We start from the raw sequence: 22,510 nt of genomic DNA, 5'->3' as shown, positions 1-22,510 counted from the left end.
CCGGCCCCGCCGTGACCCGAAGGACGCTCCCTAGTTCAGCAGTGCGCGAGCCGACAGGGCCTCGCCCCGGATCCGGGCGGCGGCCGGCGGATCGATCGCGTCGACCACCTGCGCGTAGGACTCCATCTCGGCGGCGCCGGAGGCGAACTGCCCCCGCTCCACCAGGAGCTTCGCCCGCTCGTACCGCAGCGACGCCGGATGCGAGGGCAGCAGCAGCGACAGTTCCAGCGCCCACAGCGCCACTCCGGAGTGCTCCGGCCGGGCCGAGGCCCACGCCCTGATGTTGTTCAGGATCCGCAGCACGATGTCCAGCGTCCGCGCGGGCGTCCGCGGCTCGGCCGCCTGCTCCGCCGGCCCGGCCCCCAGCGAGGCACCCCCGGCGAACGGGTCCACGACGAGGCCCTCCTCCGGATCCCCGAACCCCACCACGAAGTGGCCCGGCAGCCCCAGCCCGTACACCGGCGCGCCCGCGCGCCGCGCGACCTCCAGCCAGACGACGGACAGGAGGATCGGCAGGCCCCGGCGCCGCCGCAGCACCTCGTGCAGCAGCGAGGACGCCAGCCGGTCGTAGTCCGCGTTGGTGCCGTGGAAGCCCATCCGGCCGCCCAGCAGCTCGGTCACCGCCGAGGCCCACGCCCTCCCGCCGCGCAGCCCGTACGGCAGCATCCCCGCCAGCCGGTCCAGCTCGATCTGCGCCCAGTCCATGGCCCGTTCGTCCAGCTCCGGGTCCGCCTCCGCGGCCAGCAGCAGGCACAGCAGTGCCAGGTCCGGACGCTCCGAGCGGGCCTCCTCCGCGAACCGCGCCCGCGACTGCGCGCTCATCGCGCCGCCCCCGCCCGGAACCGGAAGTGGTGGTACGCGTGGTGCGTCGCGAAGCCCAGCCCCTCGTACAGCGCCAGCGCCCCCGCGTTGTCCGCCTCCACCTGGAGCCACGCCGCCGACGCGCCCTCCTCCAGCGCCCGCCCGGCCAGTACCGCCATCACCGCGGTGCCCAGCCCTGCGCGCCGGTGCTCCGGATCCACCTCGACCGCCGCGAAGCCGGCCCACCGGCCGTCCACCACCAGCCGCCCGATCGCGCGCCCGGGCAGCGTCGCGAACCACACCGACGGCCCCGCCACCAGCACCCGCCGGGCCGCCTCCGGGTCCTTGACCCGCCCGTACATCCCGAGCCACTCCTCGTCCGGGACCCGGCTCAGCCGTACCCCGGAGGCGGTCGCACCGGTGTCCACGTCCGCGACCGGCGCCAGCGCGGCGATCCGCACCTGCGCCGACACCTCGTTCACCCAGCCCCGGCGCTCCAGCTCCGCGCCCAGCAGCTCCTGCGTGCCGACGGCGCCCGTCGCCGTCTGCACGTACGCCGGAAGTTCACGTTCCGCGTACCAGGCCGTCACTCGCGCGAGTGCTTCGTCCAGGGGGAGCCCCGGGTCGCCGAGCGGCAGTACGGAGTTGGCCCGCCGGGTGAAGCCGGCGGCCGCGCGCAGCGTCCACTCGCCCAGGGGCTCGCTCTCCAGCGGCTGCCAGGCCCGTGCGCCGACCCGCGCCAGCTCCTCGAAAGAGGCCGCGGGACCCCGCCGCCGGGCCGGCGCCGGGGGCACGATCTTGCCCGCCACCAGCGACGATTCCGAGATGTGGACGATCTCACCGCTCTTTCGTGTGATCGTCAGCACACCTTGGTCCCAGGATGTGAGAACCCCTACCGTGTCCATGAAGGACGGTGATCCGCTCGACCCGCCCTCCACCCGTCGTACAGAGACTCGTTTACCCACGTCAGCCGGGGTGATACGGATCTCCAGCAGCCCACCGGCAGTGATTTCCACAGCTCTGTCCGCCCCTCCTGTTCGGATCGTGCCCGGGAACGGAGATACTAGGCGTGGGCATCGACGACGCCGCGCTCCCGCGCGATATGGAAAGCCCTACCGAGGAGGAACGAGAGCGTGACCTACGTCATCGCGGAGCCTTGTGTCGACGTCAAGGACAAGGCATGCATCGAAGAGTGCCCCGTCGACTGCATCTACGAGGGCCAGCGGTCCTTGTACATCCACCCGGACGAGTGCGTCGACTGTGGTGCGTGTGAGCCGGTCTGCCCGGTCGAGGCCATCTTCTACGAGGACGACACTCCGGAAGAGTGGAAGGACTACTACAAGGCGAACGTCGAGTTCTTCGACGAGCTCGGTTCGCCCGGTGGTGCCTCCAAGCTGGGCCTGATCGAGCGCGATCACCCCTTCGTCGCGGCGCTTCCGGCGGACATCAACCCGAGTCACTGACGACGGTCGTACCCCCAGAACCGCCCCTCGGTCCCGTACGGCCCCCGTGCCGCGCGGGACCGAGCCGTTTTGCCCGTACAGCCGGCACCAGCAGAGAGCAGAGAACACCGTGGCCGCAGTATCCGCACGTCTTCCCGCCTTCCCCTGGGACAAGCTGGAGCCGTACAAGAAGACGGCGGCGGCCCACCCGGACGGCATCGTCGACCTGTCCGTCGGCACTCCCGTCGACCCGGTCCCGCAGCTGGTCCGGGACGCCCTCGTCGCGGCCGCCGACTCCCCGGGCTACCCCACGGTGTGGGGCACCGTCGCGCTGCGCGACGCGATCACCGGCTGGCTGAAGGGCCGCCTCGGCGCGAGCGCCGCCACGCACCGCAACGTCCTGCCGGTCGTCGGCTCCAAGGAGCTGGTGGCCTGGCTGCCGACCCAGCTGGGCCTGGGCGCCGGGGACAAGGTGGCGTACCCCCGGCTCGCGTACCCCACCTACGAGGTGGGCGCGCGGCTGTGCGGCGCCGAGGCGGTCGTCTATGACGACCCCGCGGACCTCGACCCGGCCGGCGTGAAGCTGCTGTGGCTCAACTCGCCGTCCAACCCCACCGGGAAGGTCATCCCGAAGGAAGACCTGGTGCGGATCGTGGCCTGGGCGCGCGAGCACGGGATCCTGCTCTTCAGCGACGAGTGCTACCTGGAGCTGGGCTGGGAGGCCGAGCCCGTCTCCGTCCTGCACGACGACGTCTGCGGCGGCTCGTACGAGGGCATCGTCGCCGTCCACTCCCTCTCGAAGCGCTCCAACCTGGCCGGCTACCGGGCGGCGTTCATCGCCGGTGACGCCGAGGTGCTCGGCGAGCTGCTGGAGATCCGCAAGCACGGCGGCATGATGACCCCGGCGCCGGTACAGGCGGCCACGGTCGCCGCGCTCGGCGACGACGCGCACGTCGAGGAGCAGCGCGGGCGCTACGCGGCGCGGCGCGAGGCGCTGCGCACGGCGCTGGAGGCCCACGGCTTCCGCGTCGAGCACAGCGAGGCCAGCCTGTACCTGTGGGTGACCCGGGACGAGGCGTGCTGGGACACGGTCGCCCACCTCGCCGAGCTGGGCATCCTGGTCGCGCCGGGCGACTTCTACGGTGAGGCGGGCGCGGAGTTCGTCCGCGTCGCCTTCACGGCGACGGACGAGCGCGTCGAAGCGGCGGTCAAGCGCCTCGCCGCCTGACCCGCGGCGGAACCGGTGAACGGCCCGAGGGGCCGGGAGTTCGTGCTCCCGGCCCCTCGGTGTTCCTGCGCGTGCGGCGGGTCAGCCGCCCAGCGGGAGGCCGGCCAGCGGCAGCCCCTGGGTGGGGAGCGTGTTGGTCAGGCCGCCGGTCGGGAGGGCGTCGGTCGGCAGGCCGCCGGTCGGCAGCGAGCCGGTGGGCAGGGTGTCGGTCGGCAGGCCCTTGGCCGCCGGAAGCCCGCCGAGCAGGCCGGTCGCGGCGTCGGTGACCCCGGCGGGCGCGCTCGGCACGGCCTTCGCGGCGGTGTCCGTCGCGCCGGCGGCGGCCGCCTCACCGGTGCCGACCACGTCGCCCGCGGGACCGGCGGCGTCCGGGCTGGTGAGCGCGCCCAGCTGCGGCACGGACCCCAGGTCCGCGGCGCTGGCCGCGCCGGCCGCACCGACCACGGGAGCTGCCCCGGCTGCGAGCAGCAGCGCGGTACGGGCGATCCGGCGGGTCAGGGGGAGGGACATGATGCTCCTAAGCGGTAGCGGCTGAGTACGCCGTGTACAACCGCTCGGGGGGCGGGTGGAGTTGCGGAGACCCCGGGTAAAGGATCGGTAACGCATCGTTTAATCGGCCTGCGGTACAAGCTCATCGGATGCGCGCCGACCAGGGGTTCCGCCCTCCTGGAGGCGGATCGGGCCGCGACCCGGTCACCCCCGCACGGGGGACGCCTCGTACGGGCGAGCCCATGGCCGGGGCGGCGTCACTGGGCGACGAAGATCCGTACCGAGCCGTCCTCCGCCCGGTGCGGATCGGGAGCCCCGGCCTTGCCCTGCGGACCGGCCGGGCCGAGCCGCTGCCACTCGCCCCGGGCCTGGCCGGCCACCCAGCTCCCCGGGCCGTACGAGACCCGCACGACTGCCATCCCGCGCGAGTTGGCCACCGCCCAGCCCGCCATCACCTTGCTGCCCCGCGCCGCGGAGGCGCCGCCGTCCTTCTTCTCGACGAAGGTCACCTCGGCCTCCTTGACCTTCCCGGCCGCGTCCTGCGTACGGCGCGGCTCCGCCGGAGCGGTGTGCGTCTTGCTCTTGGCGAAGATCCGGGTGAGCTCCGTGCGCACCTTCTCCGGATCGCCCGGCGCGGTCGGCGCGGGCCCCCCGCACGTCAGCTCGCCGTCCCCGGCGAAGGCCGCCGCGATGACGACCGCTTCCGACTCGTGCTTCGCGTACGCCTCGGGGTAGCCGCTGCGCTGGACCTCCTGCGCGGCCTCCGTCAGCGGGAGATCGGCGTATCCCTTGACCTGTACGAGGTGGTCGTAGAACTTCCCGGCCGAATACACCGGGTCCATGATCTGCTCCTCCGTGCCCCAGCCCATCGAGGTCCGCTGCTGGAAGAGCCCCAGTGAATCCCGGTCGCCGTGGGGGAGGTTGCGCAGCCCCGACTCCTGCATCGCGGTCGCCAGCGCGATGGTCAGGGCCCGGTCCGGCAGGCCCTTGGCCACGCCGACCGCGGCTATCGTCGCCGCGTTGCCCGCCTGCTCCGGGGTCATGTCGACCCCCAGGGGATTCGTCCGCACACTGGCCGTGCAGTGCGGCGCCCCACCACCGCCGTTCGTCGTGTTGTACTGCACGGCGAAGTAGCCGATCAGTGCGAGCAGCACCAACACACCGGCGCACGTGAGCAGCGGCCGGCGTCGGCGACGGGGACGGGGGGGATCGTTCCGGGTCACGGCGCCCACCGTACTTGAGCCATGCGACGCGTCCACCGGCCGGACGTGAGAGCTTCGCCGCAGTCCTGGGCGCTAGGGTCGGGGCCATGTCCGAATCCGAGCTGGACCTCACCCTGGACGCCGCCGAGCTGACCGCCCGGCTCGTCGACATCCCGTCCGTGAGCGGCGACGAAAAGGTCCTCGCCGACCTGGTGGAGCACGCGCTGCGGGCCCTGCCGCACCTCACGGTCGACCGGTACGGCAACAACGTCGTGGCGCGCACGGACCTCGGCAGGGCCGAGCGCGTCGTCCTCGCGGGCCACCTCGACACCGTGCCGATCGCCGACAACGTCCCGTCCCGCCTGGACGAGAACGACGTCCTGTGGGGCTGCGGAACGACCGACATGAAGTCCGGCGTCGCCGTGCAGCTGCGCATCGCCGCGACCGTGCCCGAGCCCAACCGCGACCTCACCTTCGTCTTCTACGACCAGGAGGAGGTCGCCGCCGACCTCAACGGCCTGGGCAAGGTCGCCGAGGCCCACCCCGACTGGCTGACCGGTGACTTCGCGGTCCTGCTGGAGCCGTCGAACGCCGAGGTCGAGGGAGGCTGCCAGGGCACCCTGCGCGTCCTGCTCCGCACGACCGGGGAGCGCGCCCACTCCGCGCGCAGCTGGATGGGCTCCAACGCCATCCACGCGGCGGCCCCGATTCTCGCCAGACTCGCGGCGTACGAGCCGCGCAAGCCGGTGATCGACGGCCTGGAGTACCACGAGGGCCTGAACGCGGTCCGCGTCGAGGGCGGCGTCGCCAACAACGTCATCCCCGACGCCTGCACGGTGACGGTGAACTTCCGCTTCGCCCCGGACCGCAGCATGGACGAGGCGGTCGCCCACGTCCGCGAGGTCTTCGCGGACTGCGGCGTCGACGAGTTCGTGATCGACGACTTCTCGGGCGGCGCCCTCCCCGGCCTCTCCCACCCCGCCGCGGCGGCGTTCATGGAGGCGGTGGGCGGCCGCGCCATGCCCAAGTTCGGCTGGACGGACGTCTCGCGCTTCAGCGCGCTCGGCGTCCCGGCGGTCAACTACGGCCCGGGCGACGCCCTGCTGGCCCACAAGGTCGACGAGCGCGTGGAAACGAAGGCCATCCTCCACTGCGAAGAACGACTCCGTGCCTGGCTGACCTCCTGAATTCCGCTTCTCGTCACCTTTGTGCGCCTAATCTGATCCAACGATCAGCAGGAGGGAGCACATCATGGGCAACTCCAGCACTTCCGACGGATCCGCTCGTCGGCGGCCCGAGGAGCAGCAGCTCGGGCCCGTGCTGCGCAGGCGGAGCCAGGTGCAGGCGGGCAGTACGACGGACCAGCGGCTGCTGGATTCCGCCGGTCCCTCCGAGTGGGTGCACACCGATCCCTGGCGGGTCCTGCGCATCCAGTCGGAGTTCATCGAGGGCTTCGGCACGCTGGCGGAGCTGCCGCCGGCGATCAGCGTGTTCGGCTCGGCCCGCACGCCCGCCGGCTCGCCGGAGTACGAGGCCGGCGTGCGGATCGGCGGCGCGCTGGTCGAGGCGGGCTTCGCGGTGATCACGGGCGGCGGCCCGGGCGCGATGGAAGCGGCCAACAAGGGCGCCCGGGAGGCGAACGGGATCTCCGTGGGCCTGGGCATCGAGCTGCCGTTCGAGCAGGGGCTCAACCAGCACGTGGACCTCGGGCTGAACTTCCGGTACTTCTTCGTCCGCAAGACGATGTTCGTGAAGTACAGCCAGGGCTTCGTGGTCCTGCCGGGCGGACTCGGCACGCTGGACGAGCTGTTCGAGGCGCTGACCCTCGTCCAGACCCAGAAGATCACCCGGTTCCCGATCGTGCTGTTCGGATCGGAGTACTGGTCCGGTCTGGTCGACTGGCTGAAGAACACGGTGATCGCGCAGGGCAAGGCCTCGGAGCGCGACCTCTACCTCTTCCACGTCACGGACGACGTGGACGAGGCGATCGCGCTGGTCACCAAGGAAGTCGGCAAGTAGCCGCAGCCGTCACGCGAGCCCCCGGCGGGCCACCGCCGGGGGCCGGTGCCCCTGGATGGTGCGGACCATGTCCAGGATCTGCTTCGTCTCCGCGACCTCGTGCACGCGGTAGACCTGGGCGCCGAGCCAGGCGGAGACCGCCGTCGTGGCCAGGGTGCCCAGCAGGCGCTCCTTGACCGGCTTGTCGAGGGTCTCGCCGACGAAGTCCTTGTTGGACAGCGAGACCAGCACCGGCCAGCCGGTGTCCGTCATCTCGCCCAGGCGGCGGGTGGCCTCCAGCGAGTGGCGGGTGTTCTTCCCGAAGTCGTGGCCCGGGTCGATCATGATCGCGTCCCGGCGGACGCCCAGTGCGGCGGCGCGTTCGGCCAGCCCCACCGTGACCCGCAGGATGTCCTCCATCACGTCCTCGTACGCGATCCGGTGCGGCCGGGTGCGCGGCTCGACCCCGCCCGCATGGGTGCAGACCAGGCCGGCGCCGTGCCGGGCCGCGACCTCGGCCAGCTTCGGGTCCACCCCGCCCCAGGCGTCGTTCAGGACATCGGCCCCGGCCTCGCAGACGGCCTCGCCGACCTCGTGCCGCCAGGTGTCGACACTGATCACCACGTCCGGGTGGCGGCGCCGCACCTCGGCCACGAAGCCGACCGTGCGGCGGGCCTCCTCGGCCGCGTCCACGTGCTCGCCCGGGCCCGCCTTGACCCCGCCGATGTCGATGATCGCGGCCCCCTCGGCGACCGCCTGCTCGACCCGGTCCAGCGCGGGCGCGTCGCGGAACGTCGCGCCCTGGTCGTAGAAGGAGTCCGGAGTCCGGTTCACGATGGCCATGATCACCGGCTCGTGGGTGTCGAACTCGCGCCTGCCCAGTCGCAGCATCCCGTTCTTTCCTCCTCCGGCGGCCCTCGCGCCTCGCTGCGACCTTAACCTGGTGGCCGGTGGCCCGATGTCTCTCAGGGAGTTGCTCGTGTTCTGGTTCTTGCTGATCGCGCTGGTCGTGGTCGTCGCGGCGGTGACCCTGGCCGTGGTGGGCGGTGGTTCCGAGGCCGTACTGCCGGAGGCGGAGCCGGACCGGGTGGCCGACGCGCTGCCGGAGAGCCGCCCGGTCGTACGGGCCGACATCGACGCGCTGCGCCTGCCCGTCGCGCCGCGCGGCTACCGGATGGCCGAGGTGGACGACGTACTGGAGCGGCTCGCGGCGGAGCTCTCCGAGCGGGACGCGCGGATCGCGGAGCTCACGGCGGCGGCCGCGCACGGCCGCGCGCAGGCTCCGGCCGCGGCGGTCGACCTGCACAAGGACGCCCCGCAGGAGGGACGGTGACGGCGGTCGCGGGTCCGGACGGCGGTCTGCGCTGCCCCTGGGCGCTGGCCACCGAGGACTACATCGCCTACCACGACACGGAATGGGGCCGCGCGGTCCACGGGGACGACGCCCTGTACGAGCGGCTGTGCCTGGAGGCCTTCCAGTCGGGTCTGTCCTGGCTGACGATCCTGCGCCGGCGGGAGGGCTTCCGCACGGCCTTCTCGGGTTTCGTGATCGCCGAGGTCGCGGAATTCGGGCCGGCCGACGCGGAGCGGCTGCTCGCCGACGAGGGGATCATCCGCAACCGGGCCAAGATCGAGGCCACGCTCGCCAACGCGAAGGTGCTGGCGCAGTGGGAGCCGGGCGAACTGGACGAGTTGATCTGGTCGCACGCGCCCGAGCCGGGCCGCCCGGCACCGGCGACGATCTCCGAGGTGCCGGCGGTGACGCCCGAGTCCACGGCCCTGTCCAAGGCCCTGAAGAAGGCCGGGATCCGCTTCGTCGGGCCCACGACCGCCTATGCGCTGATGCAGGCCTGCGGGCTGGTCAACGACCACCTGGCCGCCTGCGCCGCCCGCGACCCCGCCTGAGGCGGGGGAGGGCGGCGCGCGGGCGGCCGGGCGGCGGACTCAGCGGCCCAGGTACCTCGGGGGCTGCTTCGCGAGGAAGGCCTGGACGGCGATCGAGTGGTCCTCGGAGGCGCCCGCGCGGGCCTGCAGGGTGTCCTCGTGGTCCAGGGCCTCGGACAGCGAGTGCGAGGTCCCGTACGCCAGGGACTCCTTCAGGGCCGCGTAGGCCACCGTCGGGCCCTGCGCCAGGGTGCGGGCCACCGCCTCGGCCTCCGCGTGCAGGGAGTCCGAGGGGACCAGCCGGTTCACGATGCCGAGCTCGTACGCCTCCTGCGCCTTCACCGAGCGGGGGAAGAGCAGCAGATCGGAGGCGCGGGAGGCGCCGATCAGGCGGGGGAGGGTCCAGGAGACGCCCGAGTCGGCGGTCAGCGCCACCCCCGCGAAGGAGGTGTTGAAGGAGGCCGTGTCGGCGACGACCCGGAAGTCCGCCGCCAGCGCGAAGCCGAAGCCCGCCCCGGCCGCCACGCCGTTGACGCCCGCCACGACCGGCTTGGGCATCCCGGTCAGGGCGCGCACGATCGGGTTGTAGTGCTCCGTGACCGTGTTCATGGTCAGGGAGGAACCGGTCTCGCGGTCCGCCGCCAGGTTCCCGATGTGCTCCTTGAGGTCCTGGCCGACGCAGAACGCCCGGTTGCCGGCCGCCGTCAGCAGCACCGCGCGGACGGCCGGATCGGCGGCCGCCGCCAGGGCCGCGTCGCGCAGCGCGACCTTGGCCTCGGTGTTCATCGCGTTCATGGCGTCGGGACGGTTGATCGTGATCTTCGCGAGTCCGTCGGTCACTTCGTAGAGCACGCTGTCGGCCATGGCAGGGGGTCCCCCTTCGTCGCGGGCTTGGCTACCGGCCGGTACCGGCCGGTGCAAGGGCCAGCATGGCGGACCGGGCCGCTCCGGGGCATGTGATGTGCGTCAAAGAAAGCGGAGGGCGGACGCCGGGTGCGACGGCGAAGTATCGCAGGCACGTCCCCGAAATGAGTGGTTTTGGCCGAGCGCGTTGCGCAAGCGTTCCCTGCCGATGTTGGTCATCGGGTCCTGACATGCGGGATAATGGCCAGGAAGCAATGTGTTCGATGCCGGGTTCCAGGCGCCTGAATGGGGCCGTCGGCTGACGATGAGCTGGTTTCAGGAAGGGGAACGAGCATGGCGGCCATGAAGCCGCGGACGGGCGACGGCCCGCTCGAGGTCACCAAGGAGGGGCGGGGCATCGTCATGCGCGTACCGCTCGAGGGCGGCGGTCGGCTCGTCGTCGAGCTGACTCCGGACGAGGCGGACGCCCTGGGTGACGCCCTGAAGAAGGTCGTCGGCTAACCCGTCGGCAGCACCGCAGTACCCGTATTCTCTGCGCCGCCCCGGCCGCTCACCAGCGGTCGGGGCGGCGTTGCGTCATGTCCGGGTCCGGGCCGGACCTCGCCCCGTCCCCGGACCGAACCCCTGCGCCCCGCGGAGCCCGCCGTGACCTTCTCCCCGCCCGCGCCGCCGGCCTTCGCCGACTGCACCCCCCGCCAGAAGGCCGCCCGCCTCGTCTCCGACGGGCTCGCGCCGGCGAACATGGCGGTCGCCCTGCTGCTGCTCGTCGGATGGCACGGCAGCGCGTCGTGGACCGGTCTCGGCTGGGGCCTGCTCGCCGCCCTGTTCTGCGGCGCGGCGCCGATCGCGATCGTTGCCGTCGGCGTCCGGCGGGGTGCGCTGACCGACCAGCACATACGGGTGCGCCGGCAGCGGATCCTCCCGATGGCCCTGAGCCTGCTCTGCGTGGTCGCGGGGGTCGCCCTGCTGCGCGGCCTCGGCGCCCCCGCGCAGGTGTTCGCGCTCGTCGTCGCGATGCTCGTCGGCCTCGTGTCGTCCCTGCTGGTGACGGTCGGCTGGCAGATATCGATCCACATGTCGGTGGCCGGGGGCACCGTGATGATCCTGCTGCTCGTCTTCGGGCCGCGGATGCTCCCGGCGGCCCTGGTCGCCGCCGCCGTCGCCTGGTCCCGGCTGGTCCTGCGGGCGCACACCCCGGCGCAGCTCCTGGCCGGCACGGCGCTGGGCGGTACGTCGGCCCTCACCTTCCTGCTGCTGAGCTGAGCTGAGCTGAGCTGAGCCGGGCTGAGCTGAGCCGGGCTGAGCTGAGCTGAGCCGGGCCGACGCGCGCGGGGCCCTGCCGAACCGTACGCGGATCCGTCAGCGCCGGACCGCGCAGAGCAGGCCGTCGCCCACCGGGAGCAGGGCCGCCTCCAGCGCCGGGCTCTCGCGGACGCTGCGCAGCAGCTCCCGTACGCGCAGCACCTCGGTCTGCTGGGCCGCCCCGTCGACGGTGCGGCCCTCCGAGAAGACCCCCTCGAAGCAGACGAGCCCGCCGGGGCGCAGCAGGCGCAACGATTCGGCGAGGTAGTCGAGGGACTCGGAGGGGTCCCCGTCGCAGAAGACGAGGTCGTACCCGCCGTCGGCGAGCCGGGGGAGCACGTCGAGCGCGCGGCCGGGGATGAACCGGGCGCGGTTGCCCGCGAAGCCGGCGGCGCGGAAGGCCTGGCGGGCGAAGGCCTGCCGGTCGGCCTCGGGGTCCACGGTGGTCAGCACCCCGTCGGGGCGCATGCCGTGGAGGAGGTGGATGCCGGAGACGCCGGTGCCGGTGCCGATCTCGGCCACCGCCTTGGCGTCCGCGGTGGCGGCGAGCAGGCGCAGCGCGGCCCCGGTGCCCGGGGAGACGGAGCGAAGGCCCGCTTCCCTGGCCCGGTCGCGGGCCCACCGCAGAGCGTCGTCCTCGGCGACAAACGCGTCGGCGAACGCCCAGCTCGTCTGCCGGTTGCCGGTAATGACCCTCTCCTGTCCCCATAGTTGGCGCAACGGTGACTGTATCCGCTGACGTCGGGAACCCGCAGATGGGACCGGGCGTTGGAGAAAACGGCGGCGGACTGAACCAGCGAGGCGAAAAGGGGCGTATGGGCGGGCCGCGGCCGGGATAGATGGGGCGGCAGCGGGCAGATCGACGGTCCGGCCCCTCGCGGGCACGTGCAAAGTTACTGCAAAAACGCTTATCCGGAGCTGACGGGAGGGGTGGCTATGGTAGGGACTCCACTGGACACCACCAGAGCCGATAGGGGAGGTGCGGCTGCGCCTGTGGATCGTGGAGGCGTATTCAGACGCCTCTTCTGGTCGGCGGGTGAGCCGAAATCCGTGACCGACATTGCTGACCGCTTCCACACCGCTGCCACCGCAACCACCGCGACCTTTGCCGCCGATGCGGGCACCCAGGCGTGGACCCCTCCTTCATGGGAGGAGATCGTCAGCACGCACAGTGCGCGGGTCTACCGCCTCGCCTACCGTCTGACGGGCAACCAGCACGACGCCGAGGACCTCACGCAGGAGGTCTTCGTCCGCGTCTTCCGTTCGCTGTCCACCTACACGCCGGGCACGTTCGAGGGCTGGCTGCACCGGATCACCACCAACCTGTTCCTCGACATGGTCCGCCGCAAGCAGCGGATCCGCTTCGACGCCCTCGCCGACGACGCCGCCGAGCGGCTGCCGAGCCGTGAGCCGTCCCCGCAGCAGGTCCTGCACGACACCCACTTCGACGCGGACGTGCAGCAGGCGCTGGACACCCTCGCGCCCGAGTTCCGTGCGGCCGTGGTCCTGTGCGACATCGAGGGTCTGTCGTACGAGGAGATCGCCGCGACGCTGGGCGTGAAGCTCGGCACCGTGCGCAGCCGTATCCACCGGGGCCGCTCGCACCTGCGCAAGGCGCTCAAGCACCGGTCCCCCGAGGCCCGGGCCGAGCAGCGGGCACTGGCGGGAGCGGCGGTGGGCGCGCCGGGCGCCGGGGGAGAGGGCGGAACCGAGTGAGCGGAGTCAGTCCCTCTCCTGCCGAACAGCACCTGGGTGACCGCCTCGCCGCCCTGGTCGACGGGGAACTGAGCCATGACGCGCGCGAGCGGGTCCTGGCGCATCTGGCCACGTGCGCCAAGTGCAAGGCCGAGGCCGATGCACAGCGCCGCCTGAAGAGCATGTTCGTCGAGAGCGCGCCGCCGCCGCTGTCGGCCGGGCTGCTGGCCCGGTTGCAGGGGCTGCCGGGTGGCGGTTCCGACGGGCCGCCGGGACCTTCCTCCGGTCCGCCCGCTCCGCCGGGCGCGGAGCTCTTCGGGTACGTGGCTCCGGCCGCGCCGCAGCAGGGCTTCCGCATCCACGAGGTGGGCCGGCCGCGGCGCCGTTTCGCGTTCGTGGCGGCCGGGGCCGTCTCGCTGGCCGCGATCGCGCTGGGCGGCTCGCTCCCGGCCGACTCCCTGGAGCCGACCGTACGGGGCGAGGCCCCTGCATCGCGCCCGGGCCCGGCGGTGTCGGTGACGGACGCGGTGGTCCGCGACCGTGCTCCAGGCCCAGGCCCAGGCCCCGGCCCCGGTCCCGGTCCTGGTCCCGGCCCCGGTTTCGTGGCGGGCCCGCGCCCCACGGCTCCCCTTCCCCCGGTCCATCCCTCCATCTCGCCCCGCCCGGTCTCGCTGACCCGCTGAGGCACGGGGACCGGGGGCGGAGCCCCCGGTCGGCGCGGGACCTGGTTGAATCTGCGGCAGATGCGCCGCCCGGCGGTGCTACAGGTACCCTCCCCCAGCTCCGCCGGGGGGACCCCCAGGGGAGCGCCCATGGCCGACCAGCAGCAGTCCGACACGGCCCCGAAGTGGTGGAGTCGCCCCGCCGCCCCGCAGGCGGAACCGGAAGCAGAACCGGAGGCGGGCTCCACCGCGGCGGCCCCGGGCGCCGGACCCGCACCCTCGCAGCCGGATCCGGATCCGGCGGCCGAGTCCGCGTCCCCGGAGCCCGGGGCCGCCGCGGTGCCCCGGTACGACCCCTGGGGCGAGCAGCCGCTCCAGGTCGCCGACCGGGGCAAGGCCGCCGGCGGCGGGCACCTCGTACGGATGCGGCACGCCCTCGCGCTCGGGCTCGGCATAGCCCTGCTCGCCGGAGGCGTCGGCGGGTGGCTCGGCGTGCTCGCCGAGCGGCAGAGCAGCACGCGCCTCGAACTCCCCCAGGCGGGAGTCGAGAGCAAGAACCGCGCCCCCGAGAGCGTGGCCGGGATCGCCGCCACCGCCCTGCCCGGCGTCGTCACCCTCCACGTGCGCGGCAGCGCCGGCAGCGGAACCGGAACCGGGTTCGTGCTCGACGGTCAGGGCCACATCCTCACCAACAACCACGTCGTCTCCGACGCCAAGGACATAACGGTCACCTTCAGCACCGGCGAGAGCGTCACCGCCGAGCTGGTCGGCCGCGACAGCGGCTACGACCTGGCCGTGGTCAAGGTCGACGGCGTACGGGGCCTTCAGCCGCTCTCCCTCGGGAACTCCGAGAACGTGAAGGTCGGCGACCCGGTCGTGGCCATCGGCGCGCCCTTCGACCTCTCCAACACCGTCACCGCCGGCATCATCAGCGCCACCGGCCGGCCCATCACCGCCGGCGGGGACAAGGGCGACGGCAGCGACATCAGCTACGTCGACGCCCTCCAGACCGACGCCCCCATCAACCCCGGAAACTCCGGCGGCCCGCTCCTTGACGCCAAGGCCCGCGTGATCGGCATCAACAGCGCCATCCGGGGTGCCGACAAGGGAGATTCCGACAAGCAGAGCGGCAGCATCGGGCTCGGCTTCGCCATCCCCGTCAACCAGGGCAAGCGCGTCGCCGAAGAGCTGATCCGCACCGGCCGCGCCACCCACCCCGTCATCGGCGTCACCCTCGACATGGAGTACACCGGCGACGGGGCCCGCGTCGGGACCAAGGGCGAGGGCGGCAAGCCCGCCGTCACCCCCGACGGACCCGGGGCCAAGGCCGGAATCCAGGGCGGCGACGTGATCACCAAGGTGGACGGCGTACGGGTGCACGGCGGCGACGAGCTCGTCATCAAGATCCGCGCCCACCGCCCCGGCGACCCCCTCACGCTGACGGTCCTGCGCGACGGCCGGGAGCGCACCCTGCAACTGGTCCTCGGTTCGGCGAACGGATCATGACCGGCAGGAGAATCCCGGGCCGATGCCGCACCGATGTATGGGCCCGCCGACAAGGCCGGGTACCGTGTGTCGTGGCCCGAAGTGAAAAGAGCCGAGGAGCGGCAAGGTGTTCAACGACATAGGCGCACTCGAGCTGGTCACGATCGTGGTGCTCGCCATCCTCATCTTCGGTCCGGACAAGCTCCCCAAGGTGATCCAGGACGTCACCGGGGTCATCCGGAAGATCCGCGCGTTCTCCGACAGCGCGAAGCAGGACATCCGCTCCGAACTCGGCCCCGAGTTCAAGGACTTCGAGTTCGAGGACCTGAACCCGAAGACGTTCCTGCGCAAGCAGCTGGGCGAGAACGAGGACCTGAAGGAGATCCGCAGCAGCTTCGATCTCCGCAAGGAGCTGAACGACGTCACCGACGCCGTGAACAGCCGTGAGGCGGACTCCGCCCCGGCCGCCTCCGCCGCGCCCGCCTCCACCGGCCCGGACCTGCTGAAGAAGCCCGCCGCCCCGGCCGCCGAGCAGCGCACCCCGTACGACGCCGACGCCACCTGAGACACCCCTCGTATCGAGCCTTCCGGGCGATTCGGGGTCCGGTGGCTATCCTCCATGAGTCCGGACCCAGGACGCCCCAGGGTGGGGGTCCCCCCGACGACATGTGGGGGAGGGCGCGTTCCGGACCCCACGGAACGAGAGGCCGCATCGATGGAGACGACGAGCAGTAGCCGGGTAGGGGTGCAGCCCGCCGAGGCGCCCGCTCCCGCTGCCGCACCTGCTGCGCCGGCCGCGCAGCCGCAACCCGCGCCGGCCGAAACGGCCGCCGCATCCCCGCAGCCGGAGCCCGCGCAGCAGGAGCCCCCGCAGTCCGAGGAGGCCGCCGCGCCCCTCCCGGCGGCCCGCCGGGCCGTGGAGGGCTACCTGCGGGCCGAATTCCCCTGGTACGGGCTGGACGGGGCCTTCACCGGCCCGCGCTGGCTCATGCAGGTGGGCACCGGTGCCGACGGCACCGTCGAGCACGGTTCCACCGGCCACGGCGACGAGCCCTCCGCGCGCGGCGAGCTGGCCACCGGTGAGAAGGAGCGCTTCGCGGTGGTCGTCACCGTCGCGAGCAACCCGCTGCGCCGCAGCAGCGACGGCACCGGCGTCCTGGAGGCCACCTCGGTCTCCTCGGCGGCCTGGCTGGCCGGCTCGGGGCTGCTGGCGTACAGCTGGCCGGGCCAGATGGACCACACCCTGCGCGACGACTGGCTGGACCAGCAGACCGAGGCCGCCTGGGAGCTCGCCGACGACCTCGCGGGCCCTGACTGGTCGACGCTGTCGCTGCCGGTCGACGGGGAGCCGACGCAGTTCCACTACCGCGAGTCGGAGTTCGGCTGGGTCCTGGCCGGGTCGACCAAGGGCGGCGTGCACGTGGGCGCCTACGGGCGCGGGATGAGCGCGTACGGGCTCGGCTTCTCGGTGATCGCGGATCTGGCCGCGTACGAGTAGTCCGGGTACGGGAAAGGGCACCGCCGGCCGGCGGTGCCCTCCTCGTGTCCGGCGATCGGAACGCGCGGCGATCAGAACTTGTTGCGCGGGGTGATGCCCAGCGACATGCCGGCCAGGCCGCGGGAGCGGCCGCCCAGCTTGCCCGCGATGGAGCGCAGCGCCGCGCCGGCCGGGGAGTCGGGGTCCGAGAGGACGACCGGCTTGCCCTCGTCGCCGCCCTCGCGCAGCCGTACGTCGATCGGGATGGAGCCGAGCACCGGCACCGTCGCGCCGACCGTCTTCGTCAGGCCGTCGGCGACCTTCTGGCCGCCGCCCGAGCCGAACACGTCGACCATCTCGTCGCAGTGCGGGCACGGCAGCCCGGACATGTTCTCGACGACGCCGACGATCTTCTGGTGCGTCTGCACCGCGATCGAGCCGGCCCGCTCCGCGACCTCGGCCGCCGCCTGCTGCGGGGTGGTCACGACCAGGATCTCCGCGTTCGGCACCAGCTGGGCCACCGAGATGGCGATGTCGCCCGTACCCGGCGGGAGGTCCAGCAGCAGTACGTCCAGGTCGCCCCAGAACACGTCCGCCAGGAACTGCTGGAGCGCCCGGTGGAGCATCGGACCGCGCCACACCACCGGCGCGTTGCCCGGGGTGAACATGCCGATCGAGATGACCTTCACACCGTTGGCCGACGGCGGCATGATCATGTTCTCGACCTGGGTCGGGCGGCCTTCCACGCCCAGCATGCGCGGCACGCTGTGGCCGTAGATGTCCGCGTCGACGACGCCGACCTTCAGCCCGTCCGCGGCCATGGCCGCGGCCAGGTTCACCGTCACAGACGACTTGCCGACGCCGCCCTTGCCGGAGGCCACCGCGTAGACGCGGGTCAGCGAGCCCGGCTTGGCGAAGGGGACCTCGCGCTCGGCGGTGCCGCCGCGCAGGGTGGCCGCCAGGTCCTTGCGCTGCTCGTCGCTCATCACGTCCAGCGTGACCGCGACCGAGGTGACGCCCGCGACCCGCTCGACGGCCTCGGTGACGTTCTTGGTGATCGTCTCGCGCATGGGACAGCCCGACACCGTGAGGTAGACCGTGACCGCGACCTCGCCGCCGTCACCGATCTCCACCGATTTGACCATGCCGAGCTCGGTGATCGGCCGGTGGATCTCGGGGTCGTTCACCGTCGCCAGCGCGTCGAGGATCGCGTCCTGCTCAGGCACGGCGGCGGAGCTTGTGTCGGTAGCCATGTCCCGATGGTACGGCTCGGTAGCCCGCCGCAGGAAAGGCCGCTAGCGGTCGCCTTCGTCACTCTCGAGCGGGAATAGCCGCCGCTCGTCCATCTCCTTGATCAGGTCCTGGAACTCCGACCGGATCCAGTCGCGGGTCGCGACCTCGCCCAGGCCCATCCGCAGCGCCGCGATCTCCCGGGTCAGGTACTCGGTGTCGGCGATGGAGCGCTCGTTCTGCTTGCGGTCCTGCTCCAGGTTGACGCGGTCGCGGTCGTCCTGCCGGTTCTGCGCGAGCAGGATCAGCGGGGCCGCGTACGAGGCCTGCAGCGACAGCATCAGCGTCAGGAAGATGAACGGGTACTCGTCGAAGCGCAGGTGCGTGGGCGCGAAGATGTTCCACAGCACCCAGACGATGATCACCAGCGTCATGTAGACGATGAACCGGCCCGTGCCGAGGAAGCGCGCCACCCGCTCCGACAGCCGCCCGAAGGCCTCCGGGTCGTAGACCGGAAGCACCCGCCGCCGGTCCGCCCGGGGCTGGTCCAGGCGCACCCGCGGCGAGCGGCTCAGCGCGGTCGACCCGGTCGTGGAAGCGGTCGCCTTGGACCGCAGCCGCTCGGCGGACTCTTCCTCCCGGCCCGTGAGTCCCTGCTCGCGCGCGTACTCCCGGGCGTGCTCGCGCGCCAGCTCGCGCCGTACGCGGATCTGCTCGCGGCGCCGTTCGCGCGACGGCTCGCCCTTGCGCTCACTGCCCACCGGAGACCTCCTCGGAGTGGAAGTCCGTCTCCCGCCAGTCGTCCGGCAGCAGGTGGTCCAGTACGTCGTCCACGGTCACCGCGCCCAGCAGCGAGCCGCTCTCGTCCACCACCGGCACCGCCACCATGTTGTACGCGGCGAGATGGGTCGTCACCTGGGGCAGCGAGGCGTCCGGACGCAGCGGCGGCAGGTCCGTGTCCACGATCGAGCTCACCAGGGTGAACGGGGGGTCCCGCAGCAGCCGCTGGAAGTGCACCGTCCCCAGGTACTTGCCCGTGGGCGTCTCGTCCGGCGGCCGGCACACGTACACCTGCGCGGCCAGCGCCGGCGACAGGTCCGCCTGCCGTACGCGGGCCAGCGCGTCGGCGACCGTCGCGTCGGGCCGCAGCACGATCGGCTCCGTCGTCATCAGACCGCCCGCGGTGTTCTCCTCGTACGACAGGAGGCGGCGCACGTCGGCCGCGTCGTCCGGCTGCATCAGCGTCAGCAGCCGCTCCTTGTCGTCCTCCGGGAGCTCCGAGAGCAGGTCGGCCGCGTCGTCGGGGTCCATCGCCTCCAGGACGTCGGCGGCGCGCTCCTCCTTCAGCTTGCCGAGGATCTCCACCTGCTCGTCCTCGGGGAGCTCCTCCATGACGTCCGCGAGCCGGTCGTCGTCGAGGGCGCTGGCCACCTCGGCGCGCCGCTTCGGCGTCAGGTGGTGCAGTACGTTCGCCACGTCGGCCGGGCGCATCTGCTCGAAGGTGGCCACCAGGTTCTCGGCGCCCTGGCCCTCCTCCTCCAGCGAGAAGCCGGTCACCGCCGACCACTCCACGGTCAGGGTCTCGCCCCGCCGGCGCAGCGCGCCGCTCTTGCCCTTGCGCACGAAGATCCGGTCGATCTCCCAGTCGCGGCGGGCCGGCAGCTGCTGGATGGCCACGTCCAGGACGGTGACCTCCTCGCCCGTGGCGCCCAGCGTCACCCGGCGGTCCAGCAGTTCACCGAGGACCAGGCGCTCGGTGGGCCGCTGCTCGAAGCGCCGCATGTTGACGACCCCGGTGGTGATGACCTGTCCGGACTCCACGCCCGTCACCCGGGTCATCGGCAGGAAGATCCGGCGCCGGCTGACCACCTCTACCACCAGGCCCAGCAGCCGCGGCGGACGCCCGCCGACGCGGAGCATCGCGACGAGGTCGCGGACGCGGCCGACCTGGTCGCCGTTGGGGTCGAAGACGGGCACACCCGACAGATGCGAGACGAAGATCCGCGGGGCGCCACCAGCCATGCGAGCGCCTCCTAGAGCGTCGGTCCTCAGTCCTGCCGCCCCTCAGGCTAGCCCGTGCCGCGGGAGAGCGTCCTGGTGGGGCGGCCGCCCGTGGGTACGGGCGGACCACCCGCCCGGCACCGGAGCTACGGGCGGGTACGCTGCCTGCTGCTCCACGACGTACGACGACACGCACGACGAGAGGTACCTGCCCGTGACCGCCCACCTCCCCGCCGTTCGGCTGCGCCGGGCGGCCTTCGTCGGTGTCCTGTTCGCGGGCCTTGCCGTCACCGGCACGGGTTGCGGCGCGGACCCGGACGAGGGCACCAACGGGGTCGGCAAGCTCTCCGCCGACCAGATCGAGGACAAGGCGAAGGCCGCGGCCGGCGCCGCCGACTCGGTCCACCTGTCCGGCACGCTGGTCAGCGGCGGCAAGTCCTTCACGCTCGACATGCGGCTCAAGAAGGACGGCGGCTCCGGCCAGGTGAAGTCGCAGGAGGACACCTTCCAGGTGCTGCGGGTCGGGGAGCAGCTCTACCTCAAGGCGAGCGCCGCGTTCTGGGGGAAGTCGGACTCGGCCGGCAAGCTGGGCGACAAGTACGTGAAGGTCCCCGAGAGCGACCCCACGTACAAGCAGTTCCGCGGCTTCACCGACATGCACGTGCTGCTCGACGGACTGCTCGGACTCGACGGCAAGCTGACCAAGCAGGACGACTACACCAAGGTCGGCCACACCCCGGCGGTGCTGGTCACGGCCGACAAGGGCAAGGGCGGCAAGCTGTCGGTCTCGCTGGAGGGCACCCCGTACCCGCTGCGCCTGGAGCGGGCCGGCGGGGCCGGGCACGTCGAGCTCGCGGAGTGGGGCAAGGCCTTCCCGCTGGAGGCGCCCGCGCAGGACCAGACCGTCGACTACGGGACCCAGATGCCGACGACGAAGGACTCGGGCTCGGGCTCCGGCTCCGGCCCGTCGCCGAGCCCGAGCCCGGGCAAGGGCTCCGGGCAGGGCTCGAACCCGACGAAGTAGCGGGAAGCAGCGGTACGAGGAGACCCGCGGCCGCGGGGCCTCCCGAGGGTGTCCGCCTAGGCCGCCTTCTTCCGCTTGAGCAGCAGCTTCGGCAGGCCGGCCGGGATCGGCCGGCGGGTCACGGCCGGGGAGCCCAGCGGGGTCGCGGCCAGCGATCCTCCGGGCAGGTCGGTGCTCGCCGCCACCGGCTCCAGCCGCAGCAGCCGGCACTCGCGCGCCCACCGTTCGGTCATCTCCTCCGAGTCGGGCGCGTTCAGGCGCTTGCCCTTCAGCTCGGCCACCGCGGCTTCCCACTCCTCGCCCCGGGGCGCGAGCTCCCGTACGGCCGCGGTCCAGGCGACCAGCCGGCCGCCCTTGTCCTTGCTGCGCACGGTCACCTCGGCGGCCCCGCCGTCCGCGAGCCCCGGGAACGGCTGCTCCCCGGGCCCGTCGCCCAGCACGTGGGCCGCGCCGTCCACCCAGGCGTGCCACAGGGCCCGGTCGGCCCCGGAGCCGCGGACCCAGATCAGGCCGGACTTCTTGGTGGCCTCCTCGACGAGGGCCAGGTCGAGCGTGCTGAGAGTCATGCGCAACAGAGTAGGGGGTGGGCGCCGGCCCTCTCGAGGGTGTCTAGAGCCAGCCGTGGCGGCGCAGTGCGCGGTGGATGGTGAAGCAGGATCCGGCGATCGCGGCCATCACCATCGGGTAGCCGTAGCGCCAGTGGAGCTCGGGCATGTGCTCGAAGTTCATCCCGTAGACCCCGCAGATCATCGTCGGGACGGCGATGATCGCCGCCCACGAGGTGATCTTGCGCATGTCCTCGTTCTGGGCGACCGTCGCCTGCGCGAGGTTGGCCTGGAGGATCGAGTTCAGCAGCTCGTCGAAGCCGATGACCTGCTCGTGCACCCGCGCCAGGTGGTCGGCGACGTCGCGGAAGTACTTCTGGATGTCCGGGTCCACCAGCCGCATCGGACGCTCGCTCAGCAGCTCCATCGGCCGCAGCAGCGGGGAGACCGCCCGCTTGAACTCCAGCACCTCGCGCTTGAGCTGGTAGATGCGTCCCGCGTCGCCGCCACGCGCACTGCCCTTGGCGGGCGCGGCGAACACCGCGTTCTCCACCTCGTCGATGTCGTCCTGGACGGCCGCCGCGACCGCGATGTACCCGTCGACCACGTGGTCGGCGATGGAGTGCAGGACGGCCGAGGGGCCTTTGGCCAGCAGCTCGGGGTCGTCCTGGAGGCGGTGGCGCAGGGACCGCAGGGAGCCCTGGCCGCCGTGCCGGACCGTGATCACGAAGTCGGGGCCGGTGAAGCACATCACCTCGCCGGTCTCCACCACCTCGCTGGTGGCGGTCAGTTCGGCGTGGTCCACGTAGTGGATCGTCTTGAAGACGGTGAAGAGCGTGTCGTCGTAGCGCTCCAGCTTCGGCCGCTGGTGCGCGTGCACCGCGTCCTCCACGGCGAGCGGGTGCAGGCCGAACGTGGCGGCGATCCCCGCGAACTCCGCCTCGGTCGGCTCGTGCAGGCCGATCCAGGCGAACCCGCCGCTCTCACGGACCCGGGCCATCGCCTCACGGGGGGTCAGACAGGCCGCTCCCAGGGCGCGTCGGCCGTCGCGGTACACGGCGCAGTCGACGACCGCGCTGCTCGCGGACGGGTCGCGGGTGGCGTCGTAGCCGGGCTGGGACGGGGTGGACCTGCGCAGGGCCGGACGTACGGCGGCACGCAGGTAGGGCAGCATCGACATG

Annotated in this window: 26 protein-coding genes; 14 read left to right on the top strand and 12 right to left on the bottom strand. The window is 72.6% G+C overall.

Going from position 1 to position 22,510, the window contains the following annotated elements:
* Window positions 1-30: 30 nt before the first annotated feature.
* On the bottom strand, window positions 31-822 hold the full coding sequence (locus ACFYXV_RS03065) for a transglutaminase-like domain-containing protein (protein ID WP_389381886.1): 792 nt from the start codon (window positions 820-822) through the stop codon (window positions 31-33).
* Window positions 819-1,817, bottom strand: a complete 999-nt coding sequence (locus ACFYXV_RS03060) for a GNAT family N-acetyltransferase (RefSeq protein WP_385470917.1) — start codon at window positions 1,815-1,817, stop codon at window positions 819-821. The genes ACFYXV_RS03065 and ACFYXV_RS03060 overlap by 4 nt, the downstream gene beginning before the upstream one ends.
* A 117-nt stretch (window positions 1,818-1,934) precedes the next feature.
* On the opposite strand from ACFYXV_RS03060, the gene fdxA reads away from it, so the two are divergent.
* Both fdxA and dapC read left to right on the top strand, forming a co-directional pair.
* Window positions 1,935-2,264, top strand: a complete 330-nt coding sequence (fdxA, locus tag ACFYXV_RS03055) for a ferredoxin (protein ID WP_048475372.1) — start codon at window positions 1,935-1,937, stop codon at window positions 2,262-2,264.
* A gap of 109 nt (window positions 2,265-2,373) precedes the next feature.
* Entirely contained in the window at window positions 2,374-3,471 is a 1,098-nt protein-coding gene (gene dapC, locus ACFYXV_RS03050; RefSeq protein ID WP_385470919.1) for a succinyldiaminopimelate transaminase, read from the top strand.
* Window positions 3,472-3,552: 81 nt separating this feature from the next.
* Here the strand turns inward: dapC and ACFYXV_RS03045 are convergent, their stop codons facing one another.
* Both ACFYXV_RS03045 and ACFYXV_RS03040 read right to left on the bottom strand, forming a co-directional pair.
* Complete coding sequence (locus ACFYXV_RS03045; RefSeq protein ID WP_385470921.1) at window positions 3,553-3,981, bottom strand: ATP-binding protein; 429 nt, start codon at window positions 3,979-3,981, stop codon at window positions 3,553-3,555.
* A gap of 236 nt (window positions 3,982-4,217) precedes the next feature.
* On the bottom strand, window positions 4,218-5,114 hold the full coding sequence (locus tag ACFYXV_RS03040; protein WP_385470923.1) for a hypothetical protein: 897 nt from the start codon (window positions 5,112-5,114) through the stop codon (window positions 4,218-4,220).
* 155 nt (window positions 5,115-5,269) lie between these two features.
* On the opposite strand from ACFYXV_RS03040, the gene dapE reads away from it, so the two are divergent.
* Entirely contained in the window at window positions 5,270-6,349 is a 1,080-nt protein-coding gene (gene dapE / locus ACFYXV_RS03035) for a succinyl-diaminopimelate desuccinylase (RefSeq protein ID WP_383340064.1), read from the top strand.
* 64 nt (window positions 6,350-6,413) lie between these two features.
* Window positions 6,414-7,181 carry a TIGR00730 family Rossman fold protein gene (locus tag ACFYXV_RS03030; protein ID WP_048475376.1) on the top strand — a complete coding sequence of 256 codons (768 nt, stop codon included), beginning with the start codon at window positions 6,414-6,416 and terminating at the stop codon, window positions 7,179-7,181.
* Window positions 7,182-7,190: 9 nt separating this feature from the next.
* On the opposite strand, the gene folP is transcribed toward ACFYXV_RS03030, so the two are convergent.
* A complete protein-coding gene (gene folP / locus ACFYXV_RS03025; RefSeq protein WP_385470925.1) occupies window positions 7,191-8,051 on the bottom strand; it encodes a dihydropteroate synthase in 861 nt (286 codons plus the stop codon).
* A gap of 82 nt (window positions 8,052-8,133) precedes the next feature.
* On the opposite strand from folP, the gene ACFYXV_RS03020 reads away from it, so the two are divergent.
* Both ACFYXV_RS03020 and ACFYXV_RS03015 read left to right on the top strand, forming a co-directional pair.
* The gene (locus ACFYXV_RS03020) at window positions 8,134-8,493 is read left to right on the top strand and encodes a DivIVA domain-containing protein (protein WP_383340286.1); all 360 of its coding nucleotides are present in this window, start codon (window positions 8,134-8,136) and stop codon (window positions 8,491-8,493) included.
* Entirely contained in the window at window positions 8,490-9,065 is a 576-nt protein-coding gene (locus ACFYXV_RS03015) for a DNA-3-methyladenine glycosylase I (RefSeq protein ID WP_383340058.1), read from the top strand. Before ACFYXV_RS03020 ends, ACFYXV_RS03015 begins: the two co-directional genes overlap by 4 nt.
* 39 nt (window positions 9,066-9,104) lie before the next feature.
* Here ACFYXV_RS03015 and ACFYXV_RS03010 read toward each other — a convergent pair whose 3' ends face one another.
* Window positions 9,105-9,908 (bottom strand): enoyl-CoA hydratase/isomerase family protein, encoded by an 804-nt coding sequence (locus tag ACFYXV_RS03010; protein ID WP_389381885.1) that lies wholly within the window; start codon window positions 9,906-9,908, stop codon window positions 9,105-9,107.
* Window positions 9,909-10,241: 333 nt separating this feature from the next.
* Between ACFYXV_RS03010 and ACFYXV_RS03005 the strand changes: the two genes are divergently transcribed.
* Both ACFYXV_RS03005 and ACFYXV_RS03000 read left to right on the top strand, forming a co-directional pair.
* Window positions 10,242-10,409, top strand: a complete 168-nt coding sequence (locus ACFYXV_RS03005; protein WP_003966491.1) for a DUF3117 domain-containing protein — start codon at window positions 10,242-10,244, stop codon at window positions 10,407-10,409.
* A 144-nt stretch (window positions 10,410-10,553) separates the two neighbouring features.
* Window positions 10,554-11,171 (top strand): hypothetical protein, encoded by a 618-nt coding sequence (locus ACFYXV_RS03000; protein WP_389381884.1) that lies wholly within the window; start codon window positions 10,554-10,556, stop codon window positions 11,169-11,171.
* Window positions 11,172-11,267: 96 nt separating this feature from the next.
* On the opposite strand, the gene ACFYXV_RS02995 is transcribed toward ACFYXV_RS03000, so the two are convergent.
* A complete protein-coding gene (locus tag ACFYXV_RS02995; protein ID WP_385470931.1) occupies window positions 11,268-11,930 on the bottom strand; it encodes an O-methyltransferase in 663 nt (220 codons plus the stop codon).
* A gap of 216 nt (window positions 11,931-12,146) precedes the next feature.
* On the opposite strand from ACFYXV_RS02995, the gene sigE reads away from it, so the two are divergent.
* From sigE to ACFYXV_RS02970, 5 genes are all read left to right on the top strand, one after another.
* Window positions 12,147-12,926 carry an RNA polymerase sigma factor SigE gene (gene sigE, locus ACFYXV_RS02990; protein WP_078864465.1) on the top strand — a complete coding sequence of 260 codons (780 nt, stop codon included), beginning with the start codon at window positions 12,147-12,149 and terminating at the stop codon, window positions 12,924-12,926.
* A complete protein-coding gene (locus ACFYXV_RS02985; protein WP_389381883.1) occupies window positions 12,923-13,588 on the top strand; it encodes a zf-HC2 domain-containing protein in 666 nt (221 codons plus the stop codon). The genes sigE and ACFYXV_RS02985 overlap by 4 nt, the downstream gene beginning before the upstream one ends.
* 129 nt (window positions 13,589-13,717) lie before the next feature.
* Complete coding sequence (locus tag ACFYXV_RS02980) at window positions 13,718-15,073, top strand: S1C family serine protease (RefSeq protein ID WP_389381882.1); 1,356 nt, start codon at window positions 13,718-13,720, stop codon at window positions 15,071-15,073.
* Between the two features lie 106 nt (window positions 15,074-15,179).
* On the top strand, window positions 15,180-15,617 hold the full coding sequence (locus tag ACFYXV_RS02975; protein ID WP_385476624.1) for a sec-independent translocase: 438 nt from the start codon (window positions 15,180-15,182) through the stop codon (window positions 15,615-15,617).
* 150 nt (window positions 15,618-15,767) lie between these two features.
* Window positions 15,768-16,550 (top strand): hypothetical protein, encoded by a 783-nt coding sequence (locus ACFYXV_RS02970; RefSeq protein ID WP_385476621.1) that lies wholly within the window; start codon window positions 15,768-15,770, stop codon window positions 16,548-16,550.
* Window positions 16,551-16,621: 71 nt separating this feature from the next.
* On the opposite strand, the gene ACFYXV_RS02965 is transcribed toward ACFYXV_RS02970, so the two are convergent.
* The 3 genes from ACFYXV_RS02965 to ACFYXV_RS02955 form a co-directional block, all read right to left on the bottom strand.
* A complete protein-coding gene (locus tag ACFYXV_RS02965; protein ID WP_383340283.1) occupies window positions 16,622-17,737 on the bottom strand; it encodes an Mrp/NBP35 family ATP-binding protein in 1,116 nt (371 codons plus the stop codon).
* An 87-nt stretch (window positions 17,738-17,824) separates the two neighbouring features.
* Window positions 17,825-18,376 carry a DUF1003 domain-containing protein gene (locus ACFYXV_RS02960; protein WP_385476630.1) on the bottom strand — a complete coding sequence of 184 codons (552 nt, stop codon included), beginning with the start codon at window positions 18,374-18,376 and terminating at the stop codon, window positions 17,825-17,827.
* A gap of 133 nt (window positions 18,377-18,509) precedes the next feature.
* Window positions 18,510-19,781 (bottom strand): magnesium transporter MgtE N-terminal domain-containing protein, encoded by a 1,272-nt coding sequence (locus ACFYXV_RS02955; RefSeq protein WP_385476618.1) that lies wholly within the window; start codon window positions 19,779-19,781, stop codon window positions 18,510-18,512.
* A gap of 193 nt (window positions 19,782-19,974) precedes the next feature.
* Between ACFYXV_RS02955 and ACFYXV_RS02950 the strand changes: the two genes are divergently transcribed.
* Window positions 19,975-20,784, top strand: a complete 810-nt coding sequence (locus ACFYXV_RS02950; RefSeq protein WP_389381881.1) for a hypothetical protein — start codon at window positions 19,975-19,977, stop codon at window positions 20,782-20,784.
* A 56-nt stretch (window positions 20,785-20,840) separates the two neighbouring features.
* Here the strand turns inward: ACFYXV_RS02950 and ACFYXV_RS02945 are convergent, their stop codons facing one another.
* Together ACFYXV_RS02945 and ACFYXV_RS02940 are read right to left on the bottom strand one after the other, a co-directional pair.
* Window positions 20,841-21,350, bottom strand: coding sequence for a hypothetical protein (locus tag ACFYXV_RS02945; protein WP_385476612.1), 510 nt, complete (start codon window positions 21,348-21,350; stop codon window positions 20,841-20,843).
* A gap of 43 nt (window positions 21,351-21,393) precedes the next feature.
* Window positions 21,394-22,509 carry a magnesium and cobalt transport protein CorA gene (locus ACFYXV_RS02940; protein WP_383340026.1) on the bottom strand — a complete coding sequence of 372 codons (1,116 nt, stop codon included), beginning with the start codon at window positions 22,507-22,509 and terminating at the stop codon, window positions 21,394-21,396.
* Window position 22,510: the final 1 nt, after the last annotated feature.

Origin of the sequence: Streptomyces sp. NPDC002181 (genome assembly GCF_042890485.1) — a bacterium.
Taxonomy (GTDB): Bacteria; Actinomycetota; Actinomycetes; order Streptomycetales; family Streptomycetaceae; genus Streptomyces.
The sequence above is the reverse complement of the archived record's forward strand: the minus strand, read 5'-3'. Positions and strand labels throughout refer to the sequence as shown.